The 19,395-nt window shown below is 61.6% G+C and carries 10 protein-coding genes and 2 riboswitches; of the genes, 4 read left to right on the plus strand and 6 right to left on the minus strand.

Annotated elements, in window-relative coordinates:
- Positions 1-368: 368 nt before the first annotated feature.
- The 4 genes from FBZ93_RS33800 to FBZ93_RS33815 are packed head-to-tail and all read right to left on the minus strand — an operon-like array spanning position 369 to position 8,534.
- Positions 369-1,586, minus strand: a complete 1,218-nt coding sequence (locus FBZ93_RS33800; protein ID WP_146991739.1) for a TIGR02679 family protein — start codon at positions 1,584-1,586, stop codon at positions 369-371.
- On the minus strand, positions 1,583-5,713 hold the full coding sequence (locus FBZ93_RS33805; protein ID WP_146991740.1) for a TIGR02680 family protein: 4,131 nt from the start codon (positions 5,711-5,713) through the stop codon (positions 1,583-1,585). Before FBZ93_RS33805 ends, FBZ93_RS33800 begins: the two co-directional genes overlap by 4 nt.
- Positions 5,710-7,017, minus strand: coding sequence for a TIGR02678 family protein (locus FBZ93_RS33810; RefSeq protein ID WP_076862005.1), 1,308 nt, complete (start codon positions 7,015-7,017; stop codon positions 5,710-5,712). The genes FBZ93_RS33805 and FBZ93_RS33810 overlap by 4 nt, the downstream gene beginning before the upstream one ends.
- Positions 7,014-8,534 (minus strand): TIGR02677 family protein, encoded by a 1,521-nt coding sequence (locus tag FBZ93_RS33815; protein WP_066503903.1) that lies wholly within the window; start codon positions 8,532-8,534, stop codon positions 7,014-7,016. Before FBZ93_RS33815 ends, FBZ93_RS33810 begins: the two co-directional genes overlap by 4 nt.
- Positions 8,535-9,073: 539 nt before the next feature.
- Between FBZ93_RS33815 and FBZ93_RS33820 the strand changes: the two genes are divergently transcribed.
- Genes FBZ93_RS33820 through FBZ93_RS33825 form a run of 3 tightly spaced genes read left to right on the plus strand, consistent with a single transcriptional unit; the run spans position 9,074 to position 12,529 of the window.
- Positions 9,074-10,057 carry an AAA family ATPase gene (locus FBZ93_RS33820; RefSeq protein WP_066503906.1) on the plus strand — a complete coding sequence of 328 codons (984 nt, stop codon included), beginning with the start codon at positions 9,074-9,076 and terminating at the stop codon, positions 10,055-10,057.
- Positions 10,058-10,071: 14 nt separating this feature from the next.
- Positions 10,072-10,875: a hypothetical protein gene (locus FBZ93_RS41880; protein WP_349643275.1), complete on the plus strand. Its 804-nt coding sequence runs from the start codon at positions 10,072-10,074 to the stop codon at positions 10,873-10,875.
- On the plus strand, positions 10,823-12,529 hold the full coding sequence (locus tag FBZ93_RS33825; protein ID WP_349643276.1) for a S8 family peptidase: 1,707 nt from the start codon (positions 10,823-10,825) through the stop codon (positions 12,527-12,529). Before FBZ93_RS41880 ends, FBZ93_RS33825 begins: the two co-directional genes overlap by 53 nt.
- A gap of 613 nt (positions 12,530-13,142) precedes the next feature.
- Here the strand turns inward: FBZ93_RS33825 and FBZ93_RS33830 are convergent.
- Both FBZ93_RS33830 and metE read right to left on the minus strand, forming a co-directional pair.
- A complete protein-coding gene (locus FBZ93_RS33830; RefSeq protein WP_146991741.1) occupies positions 13,143-13,346 on the minus strand; it encodes a hypothetical protein in 204 nt (67 codons plus the stop codon).
- A gap of 18 nt (positions 13,347-13,364) precedes the next feature.
- Entirely contained in the window at positions 13,365-15,716 is a 2,352-nt protein-coding gene (gene metE, locus FBZ93_RS33835) for a 5-methyltetrahydropteroyltriglutamate--homocysteine S-methyltransferase (RefSeq protein WP_146991742.1), read from the minus strand.
- 112 nt (positions 15,717-15,828) lie between these two features.
- A riboswitch (cobalamin riboswitch) is annotated at positions 15,829-16,028 on the minus strand.
- A 134-nt stretch (positions 16,029-16,162) separates the two neighbouring features.
- Positions 16,163-16,384, plus strand: a riboswitch (cobalamin riboswitch).
- Between the two features lie 115 nt (positions 16,385-16,499).
- On the opposite strand from metE, the gene FBZ93_RS33840 reads away from it, so the two are divergent.
- On the plus strand, positions 16,500-19,376 hold the full coding sequence (locus FBZ93_RS33840) for a ribonucleoside-diphosphate reductase subunit alpha (protein ID WP_146991743.1): 2,877 nt from the start codon (positions 16,500-16,502) through the stop codon (positions 19,374-19,376).
- The last annotated feature ends 19 nt before the right edge of the window (positions 19,377-19,395 follow it).

Below are 19,395 nucleotides of genomic sequence, written 5' to 3' on the forward strand. Positions count from 1 at the left end.
CATGGCGGAAGCCGTGCTTCCGCCATGAGCGAAGCAAGCTATGTGCCACGTGATCTCGCGAGGCGATTGGTCTAGCAGCAAGCGGGACACTTGCTGTGGGGGATCTGATGCCATTGGCATGTTGGTCGTTCACTCGAGGAATCCCGTCGCGGCTTGTTCGGCAGCACTTTGGCCTCGTACTACGCGAGCGTAGCGTTGCTCGCCTCCGGATCCCCGATGCAGGTTCCTTGAAATCGCCATAAGCATGTAAATTGGTGAGGAGCAATCGCGTGCGCGAGAGTCTCCGTTAGGGCCGAACCGACGAGATCTGCTCACCCTCGACGCACTCGCAGTCGATCGTCCGGACAGAAGTGCGTTCTCGGATTTAGTCAGGCGTGTAGCGACTCTTTGCCTAAAAGATCAATGATCCGCTCGGCAATGGCCTCTTCTTCGATCTTGATTCCGGTCTTTATCATGGCCGCGGTGAGATCTGCATCCCATGAAGCGATGACTGGCCGGCCGCTCAGTGGTATCGCGAGCTGAGGAGCGCTTTTGGACGCGGCGACGTAGTCTGCCGCTGAGAAGTGCCACGGTACGGCGCCGTATTTCGCTATTACGTAGTTGGCGATCATAATTCCTGGCCAATCATAGTCGCCATGATACCGAAGGTCTGCTCCCGATTCCTTGAGCTGCTTGAGAATGGTCCGCTGAGCCGCACCGAGATGGCCGTCGACGCAAACGACCGGAGGGCAGGCGGTCCCGAGTTGGTCGGCGAGGATTGCGACGAGATTCGGATTCTCGCACACCAAAATGGATCTTCTCGCCACCGTCCATTCCGACGGCCGCCGAGCGAGAAGCCGCAGTGATGCGTATTGTGGTTCTCCGGGTGAGACTGGCAATCCGCTGCACGGCACATTCAAGAACAGGGCAGGCTTGGCCAGTTCGTTCACCAGGATGCCGACCGCAGCCCATGTATCGCGGTCATCGCCTGTGTCGGTCGATGAGCGGCTTCGAAGGACGGCCAGCGTGAGAGTGGCGACCGGGCGGGCGCTGTCGAGGCCGTGAGCGTCTCCGAGATGCTCCGCCGCGATTTGGGCCCGCGGTACTCCCGCAGCGGGAAGCCGTCTGAGGATGTCTTCGGTTTGTCTACAGATAAGGGACGCGGAATCCGGTTGATTGCCTGATAGGCGCTTCAGGACGCCAAAGTTGAGCGGCGAGGCCAAATAGGCGATCAGATCGGTGTGCGAGCAGCCGGCCAGAACGGCCGCCCAACTTTCGCGAATCCTGTTCAATTCGGTTTCGCGGTGGATGATCGGACCGTCAAGAAGTTCGAGTGCGGTTCGAAGGGATGGTGCGATACCGGCATCGGAAAGCGCTCGGTCGACTGCGCTGACGTCGATGGAGATTGAGGCTGCCACGCCGCCTCTGCGGCCGACCAGGGACGCAAGTGCGGTGCGTTCCGTTTCGTTCAGCCTGCCCACCTGGATCGATGGGAGCTGGCCATCGGCCGGTCCGAGTTCGTAGCGCCTGCGCAGCCGCGCGCGCAGATCGGAAAGCTCGGCGCCGCCGAGGAGCCGGACTAGTCGTTCGTCTATAGTTGATGTCATGCGCTACGATTTAACATCAGCCGCGCCGGCTCTTCCATCCTTGAGCGCGTCTTTCCGTTCCATCGCCAGCGGGAGACGTGAATTGCGTCGAACTTGTCGTGTCTCTGGAGTTGGCAGATCGCGACGCCCGGAAGCGTCTTGTAGCAGGCCCATTCGCGCTCGCTCGTGATAACGAAATCCAGATCGAACTCGTGGATCAGGCCCATGCAGTGCGCCCGGACGCCGTCGTCGATGCCGGCGTACGCTTCGTCCAGCAGGACAAGGCGCGGCCGGGTGCTGTGCTCGTCGCCGTAGAAGCTTGCGACGGCTGCGAACATGGGAATGGTGAGACCCAACGCACGTTCGCCGCCGGAGGCAGGCTGAGAAATGGAAATCCACCTACCCATTGCATTGCGCTCGACGACGAAGCGGTGCCACTGGCGATAGTCGAGGGCAGCCGAAAGCTGCTCGCGGAGACTGCTGCCGCCCGACTCTTCGGCCTTGAGCCGCTCTTGCTCGATGCGTCGCTGCAGCATGGCCCCGATGGCTTGCCTGTCATTCTCGGTCCACAGATCCGCGTTCGTCTTGAGGAGACGCTTACGGGCGTCCTCCAGATCGGCTGGGGCACCTTGCGCTTCAGTGAGAGGGATCCACCTTAGGCGGAAATAGGTGCCCGTTGAGGTCGGGCGCTTTTCAATCTCCGCATTCACACGGTCCACATACTGCTCGGCGTCCTGGATGAGATTCCGGATTTGGACGGACATCTCCGACTGGAGGTGGTCCTCCAGAATCTTCGTCTCGCTTTCGGTGAGAAGGGTTCGGCGCTGCGTGATCTCGGTGTCGACCTGGGCAAGGACCTCAGCGGGAGACAGTCCGGTCTTGTTCTGGACTGCGATGGTGACCACCAGGCCGAATCCATCGACATTGTTACTGTAGGGGACGTATCCTAGTTGAGCGAGTGCATTCTGGAGATCGACGAATTCACCGTAGATTTTGGACTGCAGGCCGTCCCACTCGTTATCGCGGATGTCGCTGAGCGCTTGGTTCAGTTCTGCGGCAAGCCCCCGCGTCTCGTCGACCGTCCATGTCCGGCCGGTGTCGGGGAACGCTACGTTGGGGGCGCCGGCGGCCATCAAACCTGTTGCTGCGAGCGTTTGCAGATTGCTTGCGGCTCGCTGCCGCTCCTCTACGCGCGTCGCCAAAGCTTGGGTCGCAGTTTCGTGCGCACCGACCGCCCGGGTATGGACGGCCACCGCCGAGAGTCGGCGCCCGTCCGTGCTGTCCACGTCGGCCCTGGCATCATTGAGACGCTTTTGCGCGTCAATGAGGCGGCGTTCCCACTGTTCGGAGGTTGCTCCCACACTTTCCTTGAGAGCATCGTATATGGCGCGCGCCGATGTCGCCGATATCGCCGCGGCTTTGACGTCTTCTGCTGCGGCATGATGGCGGCTCCGGGCGGTTTCCGCACGTTCGTTGGTGTCTTGAAGGTTTTGCGCGGCGCGGATGGAATTCGAGCAATGTTCGACGACCACGAGGTGGGCTTCGCTGAGGCTATCGCAGGCAATCCGGGCCTGTTCGAGAGCCCGCTTGTCGCACGGAAGAGCGGTGTCGAGCGCGGCCTGCTCGGCGGACTCACTGCACGCTTTCAGAGCCTGTCGTGCGACCACTGTACCGTTTGCCCTTGCTGCGACGTTTTCAGTGGCCCGGTGTAGATCGTTGGTTGCCGAGCGCACGGTGTCGTGCGACTTGCGGAGATTGGTGTCCGACGGGCAGGTCCTCTCGACCTGTTCGATGGCCTCCGTCGTGGCGGCATTGCTCGTGATGGCGGTTTGGAGATCGGCAAGTTGCTCGCCCAGAGCGGCCGCGGTGGCCTCAAGCTCTTCGATCTTTTTCAGTCTGGCTCTCTCCCGAGCGGAATGGCCAATGTACGTGGCGCGGGATTTCTCCCATGTGCCCGAGAGAGCGCCGAGGCGGAAGTGGCCGGCCGGCGATACCCACATCTCGGCGCCATCGTCGATGTCGGTGCAGGAGACTGCGCACAGAAAAGTCTCGACGGCATCCTGGACCGACGGTTCTCCACAGTGGACAAGCCAGTCGGCGAGGGTCCTACCGGTGACCAAGGGCCTCGAAACAAGCGACACGTCATGCTCGGTCTCGCCGATGAACATCCTGCCGTCGGGGAGGATCCACGCGTCGAGAAGTCCGGATGCCTCAAGTGCGGCTTCGAGGCCAGCCCGAACGCCGTCGTCGGCCTCCGATACAAAGTCAACGGCCTGCCACAAGGCTTGGCCCTTGCGGTCCTTGCGATCAGCCCTGCGTGTGTACGGGATGTGAGGGCGCTCGAATGAGCCGGTTTGCAGATCCGCGATCTGCTTTGCCATGGATTCCAGTTCAGCGCGTACCGCAGCCTTCTGATGTCTCAGCGTGGCCAGCGCCTCGGTCAGCCGTTTGTATGCAAGTCGGCACTCGGCTATGAGCTCGCGCGCGGCCGGGTTTTCGCCTTCGAGCGAGTGAGCCCATTCGACGAGGGCATCCACTGCGTCCTCGGTCGCTATTGCCATGAGATGTCCGCAGGCGCCGATATGGCGGCGCCACGCCGTACCGAGAGCGTTGATCTCACCGTTCAGCGCATTCTCGGCGGCAACAAGAGTCTTGCCGGCTTCGTCAAGCAGACCACGGGCAGTATTCTCGTCGCGCTCCGCGTTCGCCAGCGCCGAAATCTTGTTGTCGACTTCGCGAAGCAGCTCGACAACCGCATCGATGCTGCTTCTGCGGCCCCTGATCGCGGTCAGTAGACTGCCACGCTCGGATTGGAGAGAGGTCTGCCCATCGAGCCCAAGTTCGTTCGGCCACGCGGAGTAGGACTTCGCATGCTCAAATTGTGCGATCATGCCGACGGATCTGGCGAGATCGAGCGCCTTGCTTCGATTGAGGGCAAGCGTTTCCATCGCGCGGTCAAGGTCGGCCCTTGCCGTTTGCCGGCGTTCGGACTCCGTCTTCAGATCTGCAGCCGCCGTTGCGGAGCGTTTCTCGGATGCAGTCAGTCGCCCCTCGGCCTCTTCCGCCAGGTTCCGTTTGGTCGCAAGATCTGCCGCCTTGAGGCCGTCGGGATGTTGAAGGATGCCTTTATACGCCGCATCCGCCGCCTCGACTTCGCGTTTCGCGGCGATGTTGGCGGTTTCAGCCGCTGTCAATTCATGAAGCGCAGAGGCCAATTGCGCGGCGGCCTTGTTTACCTCGGCGCTTGCTTCTTCAAACTTGGTTCTTGCGGTACGGACCTCGCGCGCAAACGTACGAATCCGCGCGCCTGCGTAGCGGCGGTAGGTTTGCTCGAATTTTCCAATGGCGGCGTGGGCCAATTCATAGGATCTGAGCTGGCTGCGATCCTCTTCAAGGCGGCTCATGGCTTCCGCGATGGTGTCGATCATTTCAGCCGCGACCGGAGGTAGGGCGGCAGTCAGGGCGTTGGAAAGACGCGTCTCGTCGGGGGTCTTTGTGAGCTGCGGATGGCGAAGCTGAATCAGGGTGTCGACCAGGATGCGGTAACGTTCCTCTCCAAGTTGGAAAAGTCTTTGATCCACGGCACGGCGGTAGTCGTCGGCGCGGTCGAAGAAGTGTCCGCCTTTGTCGGAGAGCTCATCCTTCAGCTGCGTTCGGCGAAGCACAGCTCTTTCAGGCGTGATGAACGAGCAATCCTGACCGACACGACTTCCGTCGATGATGAAGAACCAGCTTTCCACGTTCGCGCGGTCTTCGACCGCTTCCAGTCCGCACGCAAGCGTGACGAACTGGTTGTTGCCTTCCTCGTCGACGCGCCCGAACTCGACCCATACATATCCGACGCGGCGCTTGTGCCTCCCCATGAGGAGATTCCACGCCATCTTCTTGGTTCGATCGCCATCCGGCTCGACGCGGAACGGGCTCAGATTGGCGTCGAAGAGGAATGGTAGCGTGAGTGCCAAGAGTTTGGACTTGCCGGCGCCGTTATTGCCCCGATACACGATGTGTCCGTCGATGAACCAGAATTCCTCCACGTCATAGAAAAATATCTCCACGACGCCGGTCCGCAAAGGCTGCCAGCGCTTTTTTCCGGGAAGCGGCAGGACGGGGCCGGTGCTTTGAGGGTTGAAAGCAAGAACGGAGTTCATTCGTCGGCCTCCTCGGAAACGTCGGGCAGCCGATCGTTGTCATCGCGATGCTTGATGTCCGGGTCGCCCAGTTTGTAGCGAGAAAGCGCCGGCAGAACCCCGATGCGGTCGCCTTCGATGGTGATGAGCTTGAGTTGGCTGAGACGGTAGATGGCAATCGCCGTCAGCTCCCGCGCGCCGGCTTCGCCCTGGGCGCTGCGCCGCCAATATCGGCCGTATCGCTCGGCCGATTCGGCCACGAACCTTTCGATTCGCAGGCGATCGGGAACGCCGCCGCCGGCATGTGCCAGGTGGTCTGCCACAAGGAGCGTGACGTGAGCATCGGTGCCGTCCGCCGGCATCGCGACGTCGCTGCAATTGCCGTCCGGATCGCAAAGTGCAATGCCCTCGGAACGGAGTTCGACGACAAGGCCGGTGCCAAGCGCGAGGCGGTTGGCCATCGCGCCGCGCTGATTGATGAAGTACTGCATGTCGGCCTCGTCAACTGTGCCGTCGTACACAACGGGATCGTCGAGAAGGCGCCTTGAGATGCGGTGCCGGCTGACATCGCGGCGGCCCTCGTCGGTCTCCGGCTGAATTTCTGCCGTGATGGCGGAGATCCGATCGACGGTTGTCCTCGGTTCATCGTTCTCAGGCCACGTGGATGGCCCACGAACGCATGCAAGAATGCTCGCAAGCGGCCCGCGATTAACATCGTAGAGGACGTCGCGGGACCGATCTTCCGACTGCCCGGACTTGACGAACGACTCGGCGTCTCCATCGATGGCATTGAGTACGCCGAGTTCGCCGAGCGCGACGCAGGCCGATGCAAGGTTGCGTCGGTCGTGGATGTCTGCCATGTCGAGAATGAAACCGCGGTTGAGGAGATCGGTATCCTTTGCAAGGGACAGGATTTGATCACCCAGGGCAGAAAGGGTGATCTGTGGTTCGCTCCGCGCGAGCACCGCGCACACCAGACAGAAGATCGCGTAGCGCCTGCGGTTGAAATTTGCCCATCCTCGCGTTGGATCGCTTGTATCGCTCGGGCGTTTCCACAGTCTGGCGTAGTCGCGCTCTACGCGCAGCGGCCATCCGGCCTCGCGGGCGAACCACTCCCTGAGATACGCGGAGTGACGTCGCACCAGACGGAGAGCCTCTCTTGCTTCGGCGGTTGTGGGCGTCAGTAACGGACGCATCAGGAGCGCGCGAACGGCCTCCCTGCGCTCGGCGTGTTCCTGCGTCTCCTGCTGGCGCAGGATCTCGCGTCCACCAGGGCGGCCGGTCTGAACGGGTGCTTCACGCCGCGTGGACGAGGCGGCGCTCATGCGGCATCCGTCGGTGTGATGGTGATGCGGTGGTCACGGCCACAAAACACGCCGTCTTCGGTGACGATTTCGGCTTCCGTGTCCGCGTCGAGCGGTTCAAGCCGGATGAGATAGAGACCGTCGTTGGACTGGATCTCGGTGACGCCATCGTCGCCGGCGGCCTTGGTCGCGATGGCTTCGCCCAATAGATCGAGGAAAAATCGGAACTCGTGCGAGTTTAGACGCCAGAGCTCCGAGAGGAGCAGGGGACACCCTGTTGCAAATTTTTGTCTGGCTGCTTCGATCTGCGCATGCTCTTCACCGACCTGTGCTTCGAGCTTCTTGCGTCCGGCGCTTCGATCATGAACGTGCGGGAGCCGTCCGCGGGGCATGCTGTAGCCGGTCTCGCGGAGCCGCAGCGGAACGACGATGGACGGCGCCTTATGCCACGGAATGACACCGGTAACGTCAGCAGCGGCGGTGTTTTCGGCGTAGTGACGCGCTGGGTTGAGCGCAAACGCGGCTCGCGCAAGTCGGTGGGCGTCTTCGTCACCGTCGCAGTCGAGGAACCAGTGAGCGAGGCTCTTGAAGTCGGCCGAGCGGTCGCTGCGGCCGCTTCGGCGTTCGTTGATCGCGATGATTGCTGCAAGCAGTTGCGGAATCGCGGCGCGGGCGCGACTTCTGAGCTGTTCGCTCTGGGACCGCTCGCCGTTCGACCCGCCGACGAACCACATACGCAAGCCCTGCCACCGCTCGTCCCACATCTTCAGTTCCGCTTCGTAGGCCGCCAGCTCTTCGCCCGGAGGGGCGTTGCGTGCCTGACGGCGGGCCACCGACTGGAGCATCGCGTCGATACGCAACTGAAGGGCATTGATGTCTTCCGAAATCGCACCGCTTCGGCTGACCAAGTCGCCAACGAATTGGCGGATGTACTCGATGAGACGCTGCTTGTAGTTCAGCACAGCGTCCACGTCGCCGTCCTGCAAATCGACACCGCGGAGGACGCCGGCCATGAAGGCTCGCGCGGTCTCGGCCATGTTGTTGAACACGGTCATCAGACCGTTGAGGGTCTCGTAGATCTTGGCGACGTCAGGATCGTTGCTTCGGCCGAGGTGGATCAGCGTGAGGAGGCTCTTGCCGATGTCTTCAAGCGCGACCGTCTGCAGTTCGCCGCGGCGCTGCATTTCCTTCGCGAAGGCGCTGAGCGCCATCTCGACGGAGACGCCGCCCTTCGAAAGCCGGTAGAGCATGCGGCGGCGATAGAACCCGCTCAACGAGGTAACGCGCGAATTGTCGGCCTGGCAGTCGAGATTGCCCCACTCGGTCAGCTTGTCGAGGATGGCGTCCAGTTCGGAGGTGGTCGGCGGCTCGCCCAGCCACTTTGCTTGCGCGAGAATCTCGGAAGGCCGGACGTAAAGCAGCAGTTGACGCTCTGCTGCCGCGCACACATCCAGGACGCACCGGTACAGCGCCGCATTATCAGCGGTGACGTGACGGAAAAGGTCCTGATGCGTGGCGATCTCGAATTGACCGCTCATGCATGCCCCATAACCACTTGAAATACCTCGCAATGGTGACCCGATGAGCGGCGTCCGTCAAAGCAAATCGGCTGTAGACGACCGCCAAACACAGGAGGCCGAACGTTTGCCCGTTCGGTGATGCCATGGTCTGGCACGGTCGTTCTGTGGCGACGGCTACCCATGGTTGTTTGCGCCGATCTCCCAGGAGTCATTTAGGCCGCACCCGCAGTGGCATTGGCCAGCGCGATCGCGGCTGCTGGTTCTTGACCAAAGATGACCAATGAGTATAATGTTCTCGTTATGTTCTGTCACTATCGAAGGTGCATGTTTCTGCCCGCGGCAGGGTAGCCACGCTCCGTCCAGGGATATGACCGGAAACACTTAACCACTCATCGGTAGACTAGTGATTAGCCTTAAAGCCCTGCCGGGGTCGCTGAATCCTGTGAAATCAGGGCCGGCTCGAATAGATGTAAGCGCTTTTGTCCGATACAGCCCCAGGCTTGATCGTTAGTGTCGGTCTTGGAGGAACTCCGCGCTGGAAACAGAAGTAGGGAAGAATGTCGACCGCTCGCCACATCGTCGCGTTGCTGCGCTGCCATATCGACGGAGACGACGACCGCTTCCTCTCCGTGGCGACGCAGCTTGCCGCGCACGAGGCGAGGCAAGGACACGGCAAACTCGCCCAGGAACTGCGCGAGCTGATCGACGCGGCAAAGGGCAAGACTGCGCATGTCGGCCGGCGCGGTGCGGGTCCCGTTCCTCTCGCGCAGCCAAAAGGCGAACTGAGTAGCCTGTTGTCGGCGCGATATTCGGATATTCGCCTCAACAGCATGGTATTGGGGCCAAATCTAAAGGAGCGCTTGACGCGAGTTTTGACCGAACAGCGCCAACAGGAGCGCCTGCGCGCCCGCGGCCTGACGCCTCGACGGAAGTTGCTGTTAATTGGACCTCCGGGTTCGGGCAAGACGATGACGGCGTCCGCTCTTGCCGGCGAGTTGAAGCTACCGCTATTCACAATTCTCTATGAGGGCTTGATCGGCAAGCTCATGGGCGAAACGGCGACGCGTCTTCGCTTGGTGTTTGATGCTGTTGCAGTTCAGCGCGGCGTATACTTCTTTGACGAGTTCGATGCGATCGGTTCACAACGATCGCACGCGAACGATGTCGGCGAGATCCGGCGCGTGCTCAATTCATTCCTCCAGTTTTTGGAGAACGATGACGGCCCGAGCCTGATCGTTGCTGCGACCAACCACCCAGAGCTGCTAGACAAAGCCGTTTTCCGGCGTTTCGACGACGTCATTATTTATGGATTGCCGGACCCGGAGATCGCTCGCGGCATATTGGAATCGCATCTGACGGGATTTGACGTCTCGGACGTCAATTGGTCGTCGATTTTGGAAGCCACTGCGGGTTTGAGCCAGGCGGAAGTATCACGGGCTGCCGACGAGGCGGCGAAGATCGCCGTACTCGAGGACAGAAGCGAGATCAGGACGCCGACGCTGCTCTCGACATTGGCGGAACGCAGAGCCGCCACGAGTTGAGGTGCAGACGATAGATGGCACGACCGCCGCGCAATCGGCCGCATTTTCATGTTGAGGGTGGCGGTGAAGCAGAGCCGTACACATCACCTCGCATTGTCATCACAGGACTGCCTCCCGCCCGGGTAAGAGCGCAGCACGCAGAGAAGCTCGGCCACGCGATCGGTGCAGCCGTCCAGCAGGCCCGGCAAAAACTTGGAACCCGCGACCAAGCGATCGCTGAAGGCGAGAAGGGGTTCTATCTCGAATTCGAGATCCCGGCGGCGGAACAGGACGCTGTGGAAGGTCTTGAGAATAGGCCTGCCAAAATTGAGCTCGTTGCCGTTAGGCCTACCGCCGATAATCAGGAAATGGTTTCGGCCACCGTGTTCGTACCTGAGCGCTCGGCCGAATTCTTTGCCAAGAAGGTCGAGACGTATCGCGACGAGAACACGAAGTCGGGAAAGCCCAGGAACGAAGCCTTGGTCGCGCGAATCGAGGATGTCCGCCTTGGAGCCGTTCGTTCGCTCTTCACCGATGACATGGCGCTTTTTCCGATGGTTGGGCGTCAGGCGTGGTGGGAGGTGTGGGTTCGCGACGGTCGTTTGGAGACCCTTCGGCACGTCGCACAACGCCTCAATGTGACCCTGAAGGAACATGCCATCAGCTTCCCCGAGCGCGATGTGATTCTGGCGCTTGCCAACGAGGAATCGATGGCGAGGCTCGTCGACAATAGTGACGCCGTAGCCGAACTGCGCATTGCCAAGGATATGCCGACTCTTTCTCGAGATGCGCCCGGTCGAACAAGCAGACTGGGCGGGCAATCTCGTCGATCGTGTTAACGCACCTGATGCGGTGGCGCCGGCCATCTGTCTTCTCGACAGCGGGGCGACCCGGACGCATCCGTTGATCGAGCCGGGCTTAGATGCCGTCGACCAGCACGCCTATGACAAGGGCTGGGGCGTAGGCGATAGCTCTTACTGGAATGGTCATGGCACGTCGATGTCAGGCGTCGCACTCTATGGCGATCTTGAAGCGGCGCTTAGCCATGGTGGTCAAGTTGACCTGCGCCATCGATTGGAGACGGTCAAAATCCTGCCGCCAGCTGGCCAGAACGATCCCGAACTTTATGGAGCAATCACGGAAGTCGGTATCAACAAGGCTGAGGCACAGGCTCCGCGTCGTCGGCGGGTCTTCTGCATGGCGGTGACGAGCCAAGTCGGTCTTGGTCGCGGTCGCCCTTCTTCGTGGTCGGCGGCCATCGACCAGCTTTGCTATGGAGGTGGCGACCGTCGACGCCTCATGGTGCTCGCCGCTGGGAATCTGCGAGGTGACATTGCGGCTCCGGACTACCCGGACCGGAACGACCTTGAAGAGGTCGAGAGCCCCGCTCAGGCGTGGAATCCGCTAGTTGTCGGAGCGTACACCGACAAGATCGGCATCTTTCATCCCGACTTCAATGGCTGGCAGCCAGTGGCGCCCGCCGGCGAATTGTCTCCGGCGAGCCGAACGTCTGGTGTTTGGGATCGTCAGTGGCCGATCCGACCGGATGTCGTGTTCGAAGGCGGCAACTTTGCCCATGACGGTGTCAATCCGGCGTCAGCAATCGACGACCTCCAGCTTATGACAACGCACTATCGTCCGCAAATGCGTCTCTTCGAGACGTTTGGCGATACCAGTGCGGCCGCAGCATTAGGCTCGCATCTTTGCGCCGGAGTTTTGGTTGCCCGGCCCCAGCTTTGGCCAGAAACGGTGCGAGCTCTCGCGGTGCACTCGGCCGAGTGGACGCCCGCCATGCGCGCACGGATCAAGCGGGCTGCTCAGGCACAGAAGGCGGCCATGCTTCGCCGATACGGATGGGGTGTGCCTGATATCGGTCGCGCTGTGATGAGTGCGACTGACGATGCGACCTTGATGGTCGAAGATGCTCTTCTCCCGTTCCGAAAGGATGGTTCGACCATCAAGACTCGCAGCATGAACCTCCACCGCTTGCCGTGGCCCCGAGACGAGCTGCTGGAGTTGGGAGAGCAAGATGTCGAGCTGCGGATCACCTTGTCCTATTTCGTCGAGCCCAACCCCGGAGAGCGAGGATGGACGAGACGACACCGCTATTCATCTCACTCGCTGCGTTTTGCAGTGAAGCGGTCATTGGAGAGTCTCCAGCAGTTTCGCCAACGTATCAACAAGGCTGCGGAGGCGGAAGAGGAGGGGCAGGCTGGAGCCGCGGCGGGTGGCGACAATTGGGTGCTCGGTACGATCCGCGATAAGGGATCGATCCACTCGGATATTTGGCGCGGAAGTGCGGCGGAACTAGCCGAGCGCGATGCGATCGGGGTGTTTCCCGTCAGCGGCTGGTGGAAGGAAAAGCCTGCCCTTCAGCGTTGGGATCGCTCGGCACGTTATGCGCTGGTCGTCTCCGTGAGAGCTCCAGGAGCAAACATCGACATCTACACGCCGATCGCCAACATGCTGGAAATTCCAGTACCTGCTTCATGAGCAGTTGCGGCGCGGGATAGTCGCGTTTTGTGAGTAGAAATCACCAAACGTTGAAATTTTTGATTTTTTGCCTTGACTGGCGGAAAGGGTGACTGCCGAACCGGACCATCAGCGTGTTTGGCTGAGATCAAGAAAGGTGCCGAAATTCACACCGGTCGCGGGAGAGATATCGATAGTTGAAATTAAGATAGTGCGACCAACACCAAAAAGTTCAAGCCGTCACGCACCCTCATCGGCGGGCGTCTGCCCTTGATCCCGAGGTCGGGCAGCTCTCGCTTGGCTTGCAACTCCTTGGAGCGCCTCGCCCAACGCGCCAGTACGCGACCCCGACGGATAGCGAGTTTTCGTGGCTTGCGGGCTGACGCCTCCGACCATTTTTGCAAACGAACCGAACGGACCCAGTGGTTTAAAAACGTCAGTTTGCCGCTTACAGTCGCGAGAGCCAGCTCCGGCATTGTCCGAGAAGACGCACTATTTTCTTGATTGACCATTCGGCACGACCGGCGACAAACCTGAATAACAGGCTTTAGAGGCAAGACAAGCAAGTGGCCCCAGCGGCCGCGTGGCACCAAAATGTGGCGGAGTGGTCACGTGAACCGGAGAGTCTTGCGAGTCAGACGCCATGTCCGGCGGACGCACCGAGGTGAAGCGCCAGAACCTGTTCCGGCGTTTCGTTCACCTCGATGGTTTGAGTGTTGCCGCCGACGAATTTTAGGATCGTCTTGTCGCCCTCGCGCGACATGCCGCTAACGAGCGAGATGTTGACATAGTAGGGCTCCGCTTTGCCATAGCGGGTGCATTTGATCCAGAACTGCATCGGCAGCCTCCGCGACAATCAGCCTGCGGCCCGCAGCTCGCGCGCGGCCGCAACCATATTGACGAGCGCCGGCCTGACCTCGTCCCATTTGCGGGTTTTCAGGCCGCAATCCGGATTGACCCAGAGCTGGCCGTCGGACAGGCGCTGCCGCGCCAGCTTGAGCAGCTCGGTCATCTCGGTCACCTCAGGCACCCGCGGCGAGTGGATGTCGTAGACGCCGGGTCCGATCTCGTTCGGATAGCGGTAGTTCCGGAATGCGTCCAGCAACTCCATCTTCGATCGCGATGTCTCGATCGAGATCACGTCGGCATCCATCGTGCCGATCGCGTCGATGATGTCGTTGAACTCGGAGTAGCACATATGGGTGTGGATCTGGGTCTCGTCCCGGACGCCGGACGAGCAGATACGGAAGCATTCCACGGCCCAGTCGAGATAGGTTGTCCACTCAGTGCGCCGCAATGGCAGACCTTCGCGCAGGGCGGCCTCGTCGATCTGGATCATCCCGGCGCCGGCGCCTTCGAGGTCGGTGACCTCGTCGCGGATCGCAAGCGCGATCTGGCGGCAGGCTTGGCTGCGCGGAATGTCGTCGCGGACGAACGACCAGTTGAGGATGGTGACCGGGCCGGTCAGCATCGCCTTCATCGGCTTTGCAGTCAGCGACTGCGCATACTGCCACCATTCGACCGTCATCGGCTTCGGGCGTGACACGTCGCCGAACAGGATCGGCGGCCTGACATAGCGCGAGCCGTAGGACTGCACCCAGGCGTTCTCGGTGAAGACGAACCCTAAGAGCTGCTCGCCGAAGTACTGCACCATGTCGTTGCGCTCGAACTCGCCATGGACGAGCACGTCAAGACCGATGCTTTCCTGCCAGCGCACGGTGCGTGCTGTCTGGTTCTGAAGGAAGGTCTTGTAGGCGGTATCACTCAGATCTCCCTTGCCATGCGCGGCGCGTGCTTTCCTGATTTCGTGGGTCTGCGGGAAAGAGCCGATCGTCGTCGTGGGAAAAGCTGGCAGGTTGAAGCGCGCATGCTGCACCTCGGCTCGTTCCTCGAACCGACTGGCGCGCCGGAGCATCGCCTCGTCGATGGCGGCGATGCGGCGTGCCACCTTCGCATCGTGAATGCGCGGCGAGGTCTTGCGCGCGGCTGCGGCGGCGTCGGATGCCTTCAAAGCCTTTGTGATCGACCTGCGCCCGCTTGCAAGTGCCGTCCCGAGGGCAGCCAGCTCCTCGATCTTCTGCACGGAAAAGGCAAGCCAGCTCTTCACCTCGGCGTCGAGCTTGCCTTCCAGGGCGAGATCGATCGGCACATGAAGCAGCGAGCAGGAGGGGGCGATCTGCACGCGGTCCTTGCCGCGCTTTGCGACGACTGGCTCAAGCCGGTCGAGGATTCTGCTCAGATCGGCGCACCAGATGTTGCGGCCGTCGAGCACACCGAACGAGACGACGCGGTCGGCGGACAGGCGGGCGAGGTCGTCGAGCTGCCCGGGCGCGCGCACCAGGTCGAGATGCAGACCGGCCACGGGAAGCGCGAACGCCGTGTCGCGGTTCTGGCCGAGGCCGCCGAAATAGCTCGCCAGCATGATCTTGATCTGCGGCACTGCCCTGGCAATTTCGGCGTAGGCACGGCGCAGCGCGTCCTGCGCCGCCCCGTCGAGATCAAGCACCAGGCAGGGCTCATCGATCTGCACCCATTCCGCGCCGCGGCTGGCAAGCTCCCGCAGCACCTCGACATAGACCGGCAGCAGCCGGTCCAGCAGCGACAGCGGCTCGAAGCCGGCCTCCTTGCTCTTGGCGAGCTTGAGGAAGGTGACCGGACCGACCAGCACGGGTCGGGTCTGGTAGCCCAGCGCCTTGGCTTCCTCATATTCCTCGATCGGCTTGCGCGAGAGGAGGCGGAATTGCTGATCTTTCGCGAGTTCCGGAACCATGTAGTGATAGTTGGTGTCGAACCACTTGGTCATTTCTTGCGCCGACACGTTGTGGCCATGATGGGCATGGCCGCGGGGCGCATCGTGCGGGTTGCCTTGGACATCACCCTGGCTGCCGCGCGCCATTGCAAAATAGGTCGCAAGCGGCACCGGGCCGCTGGTCCAGCCATAGATCGCGGGGATCGCGCCCACCATCACCGAGGTGTCGAGCACCTGGTCGTAGAACGAGAAATCGTTCGACGGGATCACCGAGACACCGAGCTTCTTCTGCCGCGCCCAGTTGGCGGCACGCAATCCGATCCCGGCTTCGATCAATGCCTTCTCGTTCGATGCGCCAGACCAGAAGCTTTCGAGCGCAAGCTTGAGTTCGCGGCGTGGACCGATCCGCGGCGTACCAAGAGTTGCGATCGCAAGTGAGGAGATAGATGTAGAGGACATTGGCTTAACCCCAAAAGTTGGGGGCAAAGGCCGTAGTGACACGTCTGGACTCGCAAAGACGCATGGAGGCGCAAGCGGGTCGCAACCGCACCACCGGGACACCCCGCCCGAGGACGTTTATGTTGTCGAGGCAGGTCTCCTGGCTCGCGGGTCCTAGCTGTCGTCCGGCCTTCCCGAAGCTTGCGCTTCAGTGGCTGAAATGGACGATGGCTCGCCGCTTACAGTTGCGGGGGCAGCGCCGGCATCGCACCGGCTTCCCTCTTAGCTTCGAGAGAAACTGCCTCTCGAAGAACCACGACGAGGTCACTTACAGACAACATCGCGGGCGCGTCAACTCACGTGAGTTGATGGGGCTCCGTCCACAGACGCTCACGAGCCTTGGGATGACGCTTCCAAAAAAATTGGAAAGACCGTCTTGCGGCCGTTGACATCCTGTCTCAAATCGCACCAGATATGGACGTCACGGTCCGCCATATCGCTAGATTTGGTGGCTAAGAGGGAAGCCGGTGAACTGCGGATCGATCCGTAAAAATCCGGCGCTGCCCCCGCAACTGTAAGCAGTGAGTTGCTCTCGCCCTGTTAAGTCACTGATGCCGCGAGGTATTGGGAAGACGAGGGAGCAACGGCGACCTGCGAGCCAGGAGACCTGCCGCGACACCAACACGTCCACGGGCGGGGTGTCCCGGCGGTCGCTTGCACAGCCATGCCGGCGACGCTTGTCTGCCGGAATGACGCAGCGTCCTCTCGACATCCAGCCCCAACAAGCATCACGGGGTCTGCACGATGTCTCTCTCTCTCGATCGCGAAACAAAGCCCGCGCCACTCATCCTGTTGCGCCCGGAATCGCTCGCCGCGCCGGAAGCCGCGCCTCCGATGCAGGTGATCCGCCGCAATGGCACAGTGTCGAAATTCGACGCCAGCAAGATTGCGGTGGCTATGACCAAGGCGTTCCTGGCGGTCGAGGGACATGCCGCGGCCGCCTCGCGCCGGGTGCATGAGATCGTCGAGCAACTCACCGCGGAGGTCGTCACCGCGCTGTCGCGGTGGATGAGCGAGGGCCGCACCTTCCACATCGAAGACGTGCAGGATCAGGTCGAGCTGGCGCTGATGCGCAGCGAGCACCACAAGGTGGCGCGCGCCTATGTGCTGTACCGCGAGGAGCGCACGAGGCAGCGCGCCGAGCAGGAGGCGGCGAAAACGGCAAAGCCGGCGGCGGGACCAGCGATCCAGGTCACGCTGCGTGGCGGCACCAAGCTGCCGCTCGACCACGCCCGGCTGGCGCTGATCATCAACGAGGCCTGTGCCGGCCTAGACGGCGTCGACGCTGCGCCCGTTATCGCCGAGACGGAGCGCAACATCTATGATGGCATCGGCCAGGACGAGCTGGCGCTCGCCTCGGTAATGGCGGCCCGCACCCTGGTGGAGCAGGAGCCGAACTACACCTATGTCAGCGCCCGCCTGCTGCTCGACAAGCTGCGCACCGAGGTGCTGTCCTATGTGCACGACGTGCCGACCAGCGCGTCACAGGCCGATATGGCCACCCGCTATGCCCAGTATTTCCCGGCCTATATCAAGACTGGCATCACGTCCGAACTGCTGGACGCCGAGCTCGGCCGTTTCGACCTCGCGCGGCTCGCCGCTGCACTGAAGCCCGAGCGTGATCTGTCGTTCCAGTTCCTCGGTCTACAGACGCTGTACGACCGCTATTTCCTGCATGTCCGCGGTAACCGCATCGAGCTGCCGCAGGCCTTCTTCATGCGCGTCGCCATGGGGTTGGCGCTGCGCGAGATCGACCGCGAGGCCCGCGCGATCGAGTTTTACGATTTGCTGTCGTCGTTCGACTTCATGGCCTCGACACCGACGCTGTTCAACTCCGGCACGCTGCGGCCGCAGCTTTCGTCATGCTTCCTGACCACCGTGGCCGATGACCTCGACGGCATCTTCAAGTCGATCAAGGACAACGCGCTGCTCGCCAAATATTCCGGTGGGCTCGGCAACGACTGGACCCGCGTCCGCGGGCTCGGCGCCCATATCAAGGGCACCAATGGCGAAAGCCAAGGCGTGGTTCCGTTCCTGAAGGTGGCCAACGACACCGCGATTGCCGTCAACCAGGGCGGCAAACGCAAAGGCGCGGTCTGCGCCTATCTCGAAACCTGGCATGTCGACATCGAGGAATTCCTCGACCTGCGCAAGAACACCGGCGACGACCGCCGCCGTACGCACGATATGAATACCGCCAACTGGGTGCCCGATCTGTTCATGCAGCGTGTCGAGTCCGACGGCGAATGGACGCTGTTCTCGCCGGACGAAACGCCGGATCTGCACCATCTCTATGGCAAGTTGTTTGCCGAGCGTTACGCCTATTACGAGGCCAAGGCCGCGCGCGGCGAAATGCACCTGTTCAAGCAGATCCGCGCCGTCGACGTCTGGCGCAAGATGCTGACCATGTTGTTCGAGACCGGCCATCCCTGGATCACCTTCAAGGACCCGTGCAACCTGCGCTCGCCGCAGCGCCATGCCGGCGTGATCCACTCCTCGAACCTCTGCACCGAGATCACGCTGAACACATCCGACGACGAAACCGCCGTGTGCAATCTCGGGTCGATCAACCTCGCCAACCACATCCAGGACGGCCGGCTCGACGATGTCAGGCTGAAGAAGACCGTGACGACGGCGATGCGGATGCTCGACAACGTCATCGACATCAACTTCTACACCATCCCGGAAGCGCGCTGCTCCAACCTGCGGCATCGCCCGGTCGGTCTCGGTCTGATGGGGTTCCAGAACGCACTGCATATGCTGCGCATTGCGGTAGCGTCCGATGCCGCCGTCGCCTTCGCCGATACCAGCATGGAGGCGATCTCATATCATGCGATCTCGGCCTCGGTCGATCTTGCCGCCGAGCGAGGACGTTATCCATCCTTTGAAGGCTCTCTGTGGAGCCAGGGCATCCTGCCGATCGATTCGATCGACTTCGTTGCCGATGCCCGCGGCGGGGTTGCGATGGATCGCACCAGCACGCTTGACTGGGCAGCCCTGCGCGGCCGCGTCACCTCGGTCGGCATGCGCAACTCGAACGTGATGGCGATCGCGCCCACGGCGACGATCTCCAATATCTGCGGCGTCGTGCAGTCGATCGAACCCGCCTACCAGAACCTCTATGTCAAGTCCAATATGTCTGGCGACTTCACGGTGGTGAACGACCATCTGGTCCGCGACCTCAAGGCGCGCGGGCTGTGGGACGAGGTGATGGTCAACGACCTCAAATATTTTGACGGCAGCGTCGGTGCGATCGACCGTATCCCAGCCGATCTTAAGGCACTCTACGCGACCGCCTTCGAGATAGAATCGCGCTGGCTGGTCGAGGCGGCCGCGCGGCGGCAGAAATGGATCGATCAGGCGCAGTCCCTCAACCTCTATATCGCCAATCCCTCCGGCAAGAAGCTCGACGCGCTCTACCGTCTGGCCTGGTCGCTGGGCCTGAAGACCACCTATTACTTGCGCTCGCACAGTGCGACCCATGTCGAGAAATCGACGCTGAAGGGTACCGACGGCAAGCTCAACGCCGTCTCGCCAGTGGCGCTGACCGCGCCGGTCCCCGATCTATCGGACGCCATTGCCTGCACGATCGACAATCCCGACTGCGAAGCCTGCCAGTAAGCGAAACAAAGGATCAACA

Origin of the sequence: Bradyrhizobium macuxiense (assembly GCF_007993935.1) — a bacterium.
GTDB classification, from domain to species: domain Bacteria; phylum Pseudomonadota; class Alphaproteobacteria; order Rhizobiales; family Xanthobacteraceae; genus Bradyrhizobium; species Bradyrhizobium macuxiense_A.

Coding starts and splice junctions, on each gene's coding strand:
- FBZ93_RS33840 (WP_146991743.1), top strand. CDS start 16,500: ATGTCTCTCTCTCTCGATCGCGAAACAAAGCCCGCGCCACTCATCCTG.
- FBZ93_RS33825 (WP_349643276.1), top strand. CDS start 10,823: ATGCGCCCGGTCGAACAAGCAGACTGGGCGGGCAATCTCGTCGATCGT.
- FBZ93_RS33805 (WP_146991740.1), bottom strand. CDS start 5,713: ATGAACTCCGTTCTTGCTTTCAACCCTCAAAGCACCGGCCCCGTCCTG.
- FBZ93_RS33810 (WP_076862005.1), bottom strand. CDS start 7,017: ATGAGCGCCGCCTCGTCCACGCGGCGTGAAGCACCCGTTCAGACCGGC.
- FBZ93_RS33815 (WP_066503903.1), bottom strand. CDS start 8,534: ATGAGCGGTCAATTCGAGATCGCCACGCATCAGGACCTTTTCCGTCAC.
- FBZ93_RS33800 (WP_146991739.1), bottom strand. CDS start 1,586: ATGACATCAACTATAGACGAACGACTAGTCCGGCTCCTCGGCGGCGCC.
- FBZ93_RS33830 (WP_146991741.1), bottom strand. CDS start 13,346: ATGCAGTTCTGGATCAAATGCACCCGCTATGGCAAAGCGGAGCCCTAC.
- metE (WP_146991742.1), bottom strand. CDS start 15,716: ATGTCCTCTACATCTATCTCCTCACTTGCGATCGCAACTCTTGGTACG.
- FBZ93_RS33820 (WP_066503906.1), top strand. CDS start 9,074: ATGTCGACCGCTCGCCACATCGTCGCGTTGCTGCGCTGCCATATCGAC.
- FBZ93_RS41880 (WP_349643275.1), top strand. CDS start 10,072: ATGGCACGACCGCCGCGCAATCGGCCGCATTTTCATGTTGAGGGTGGC.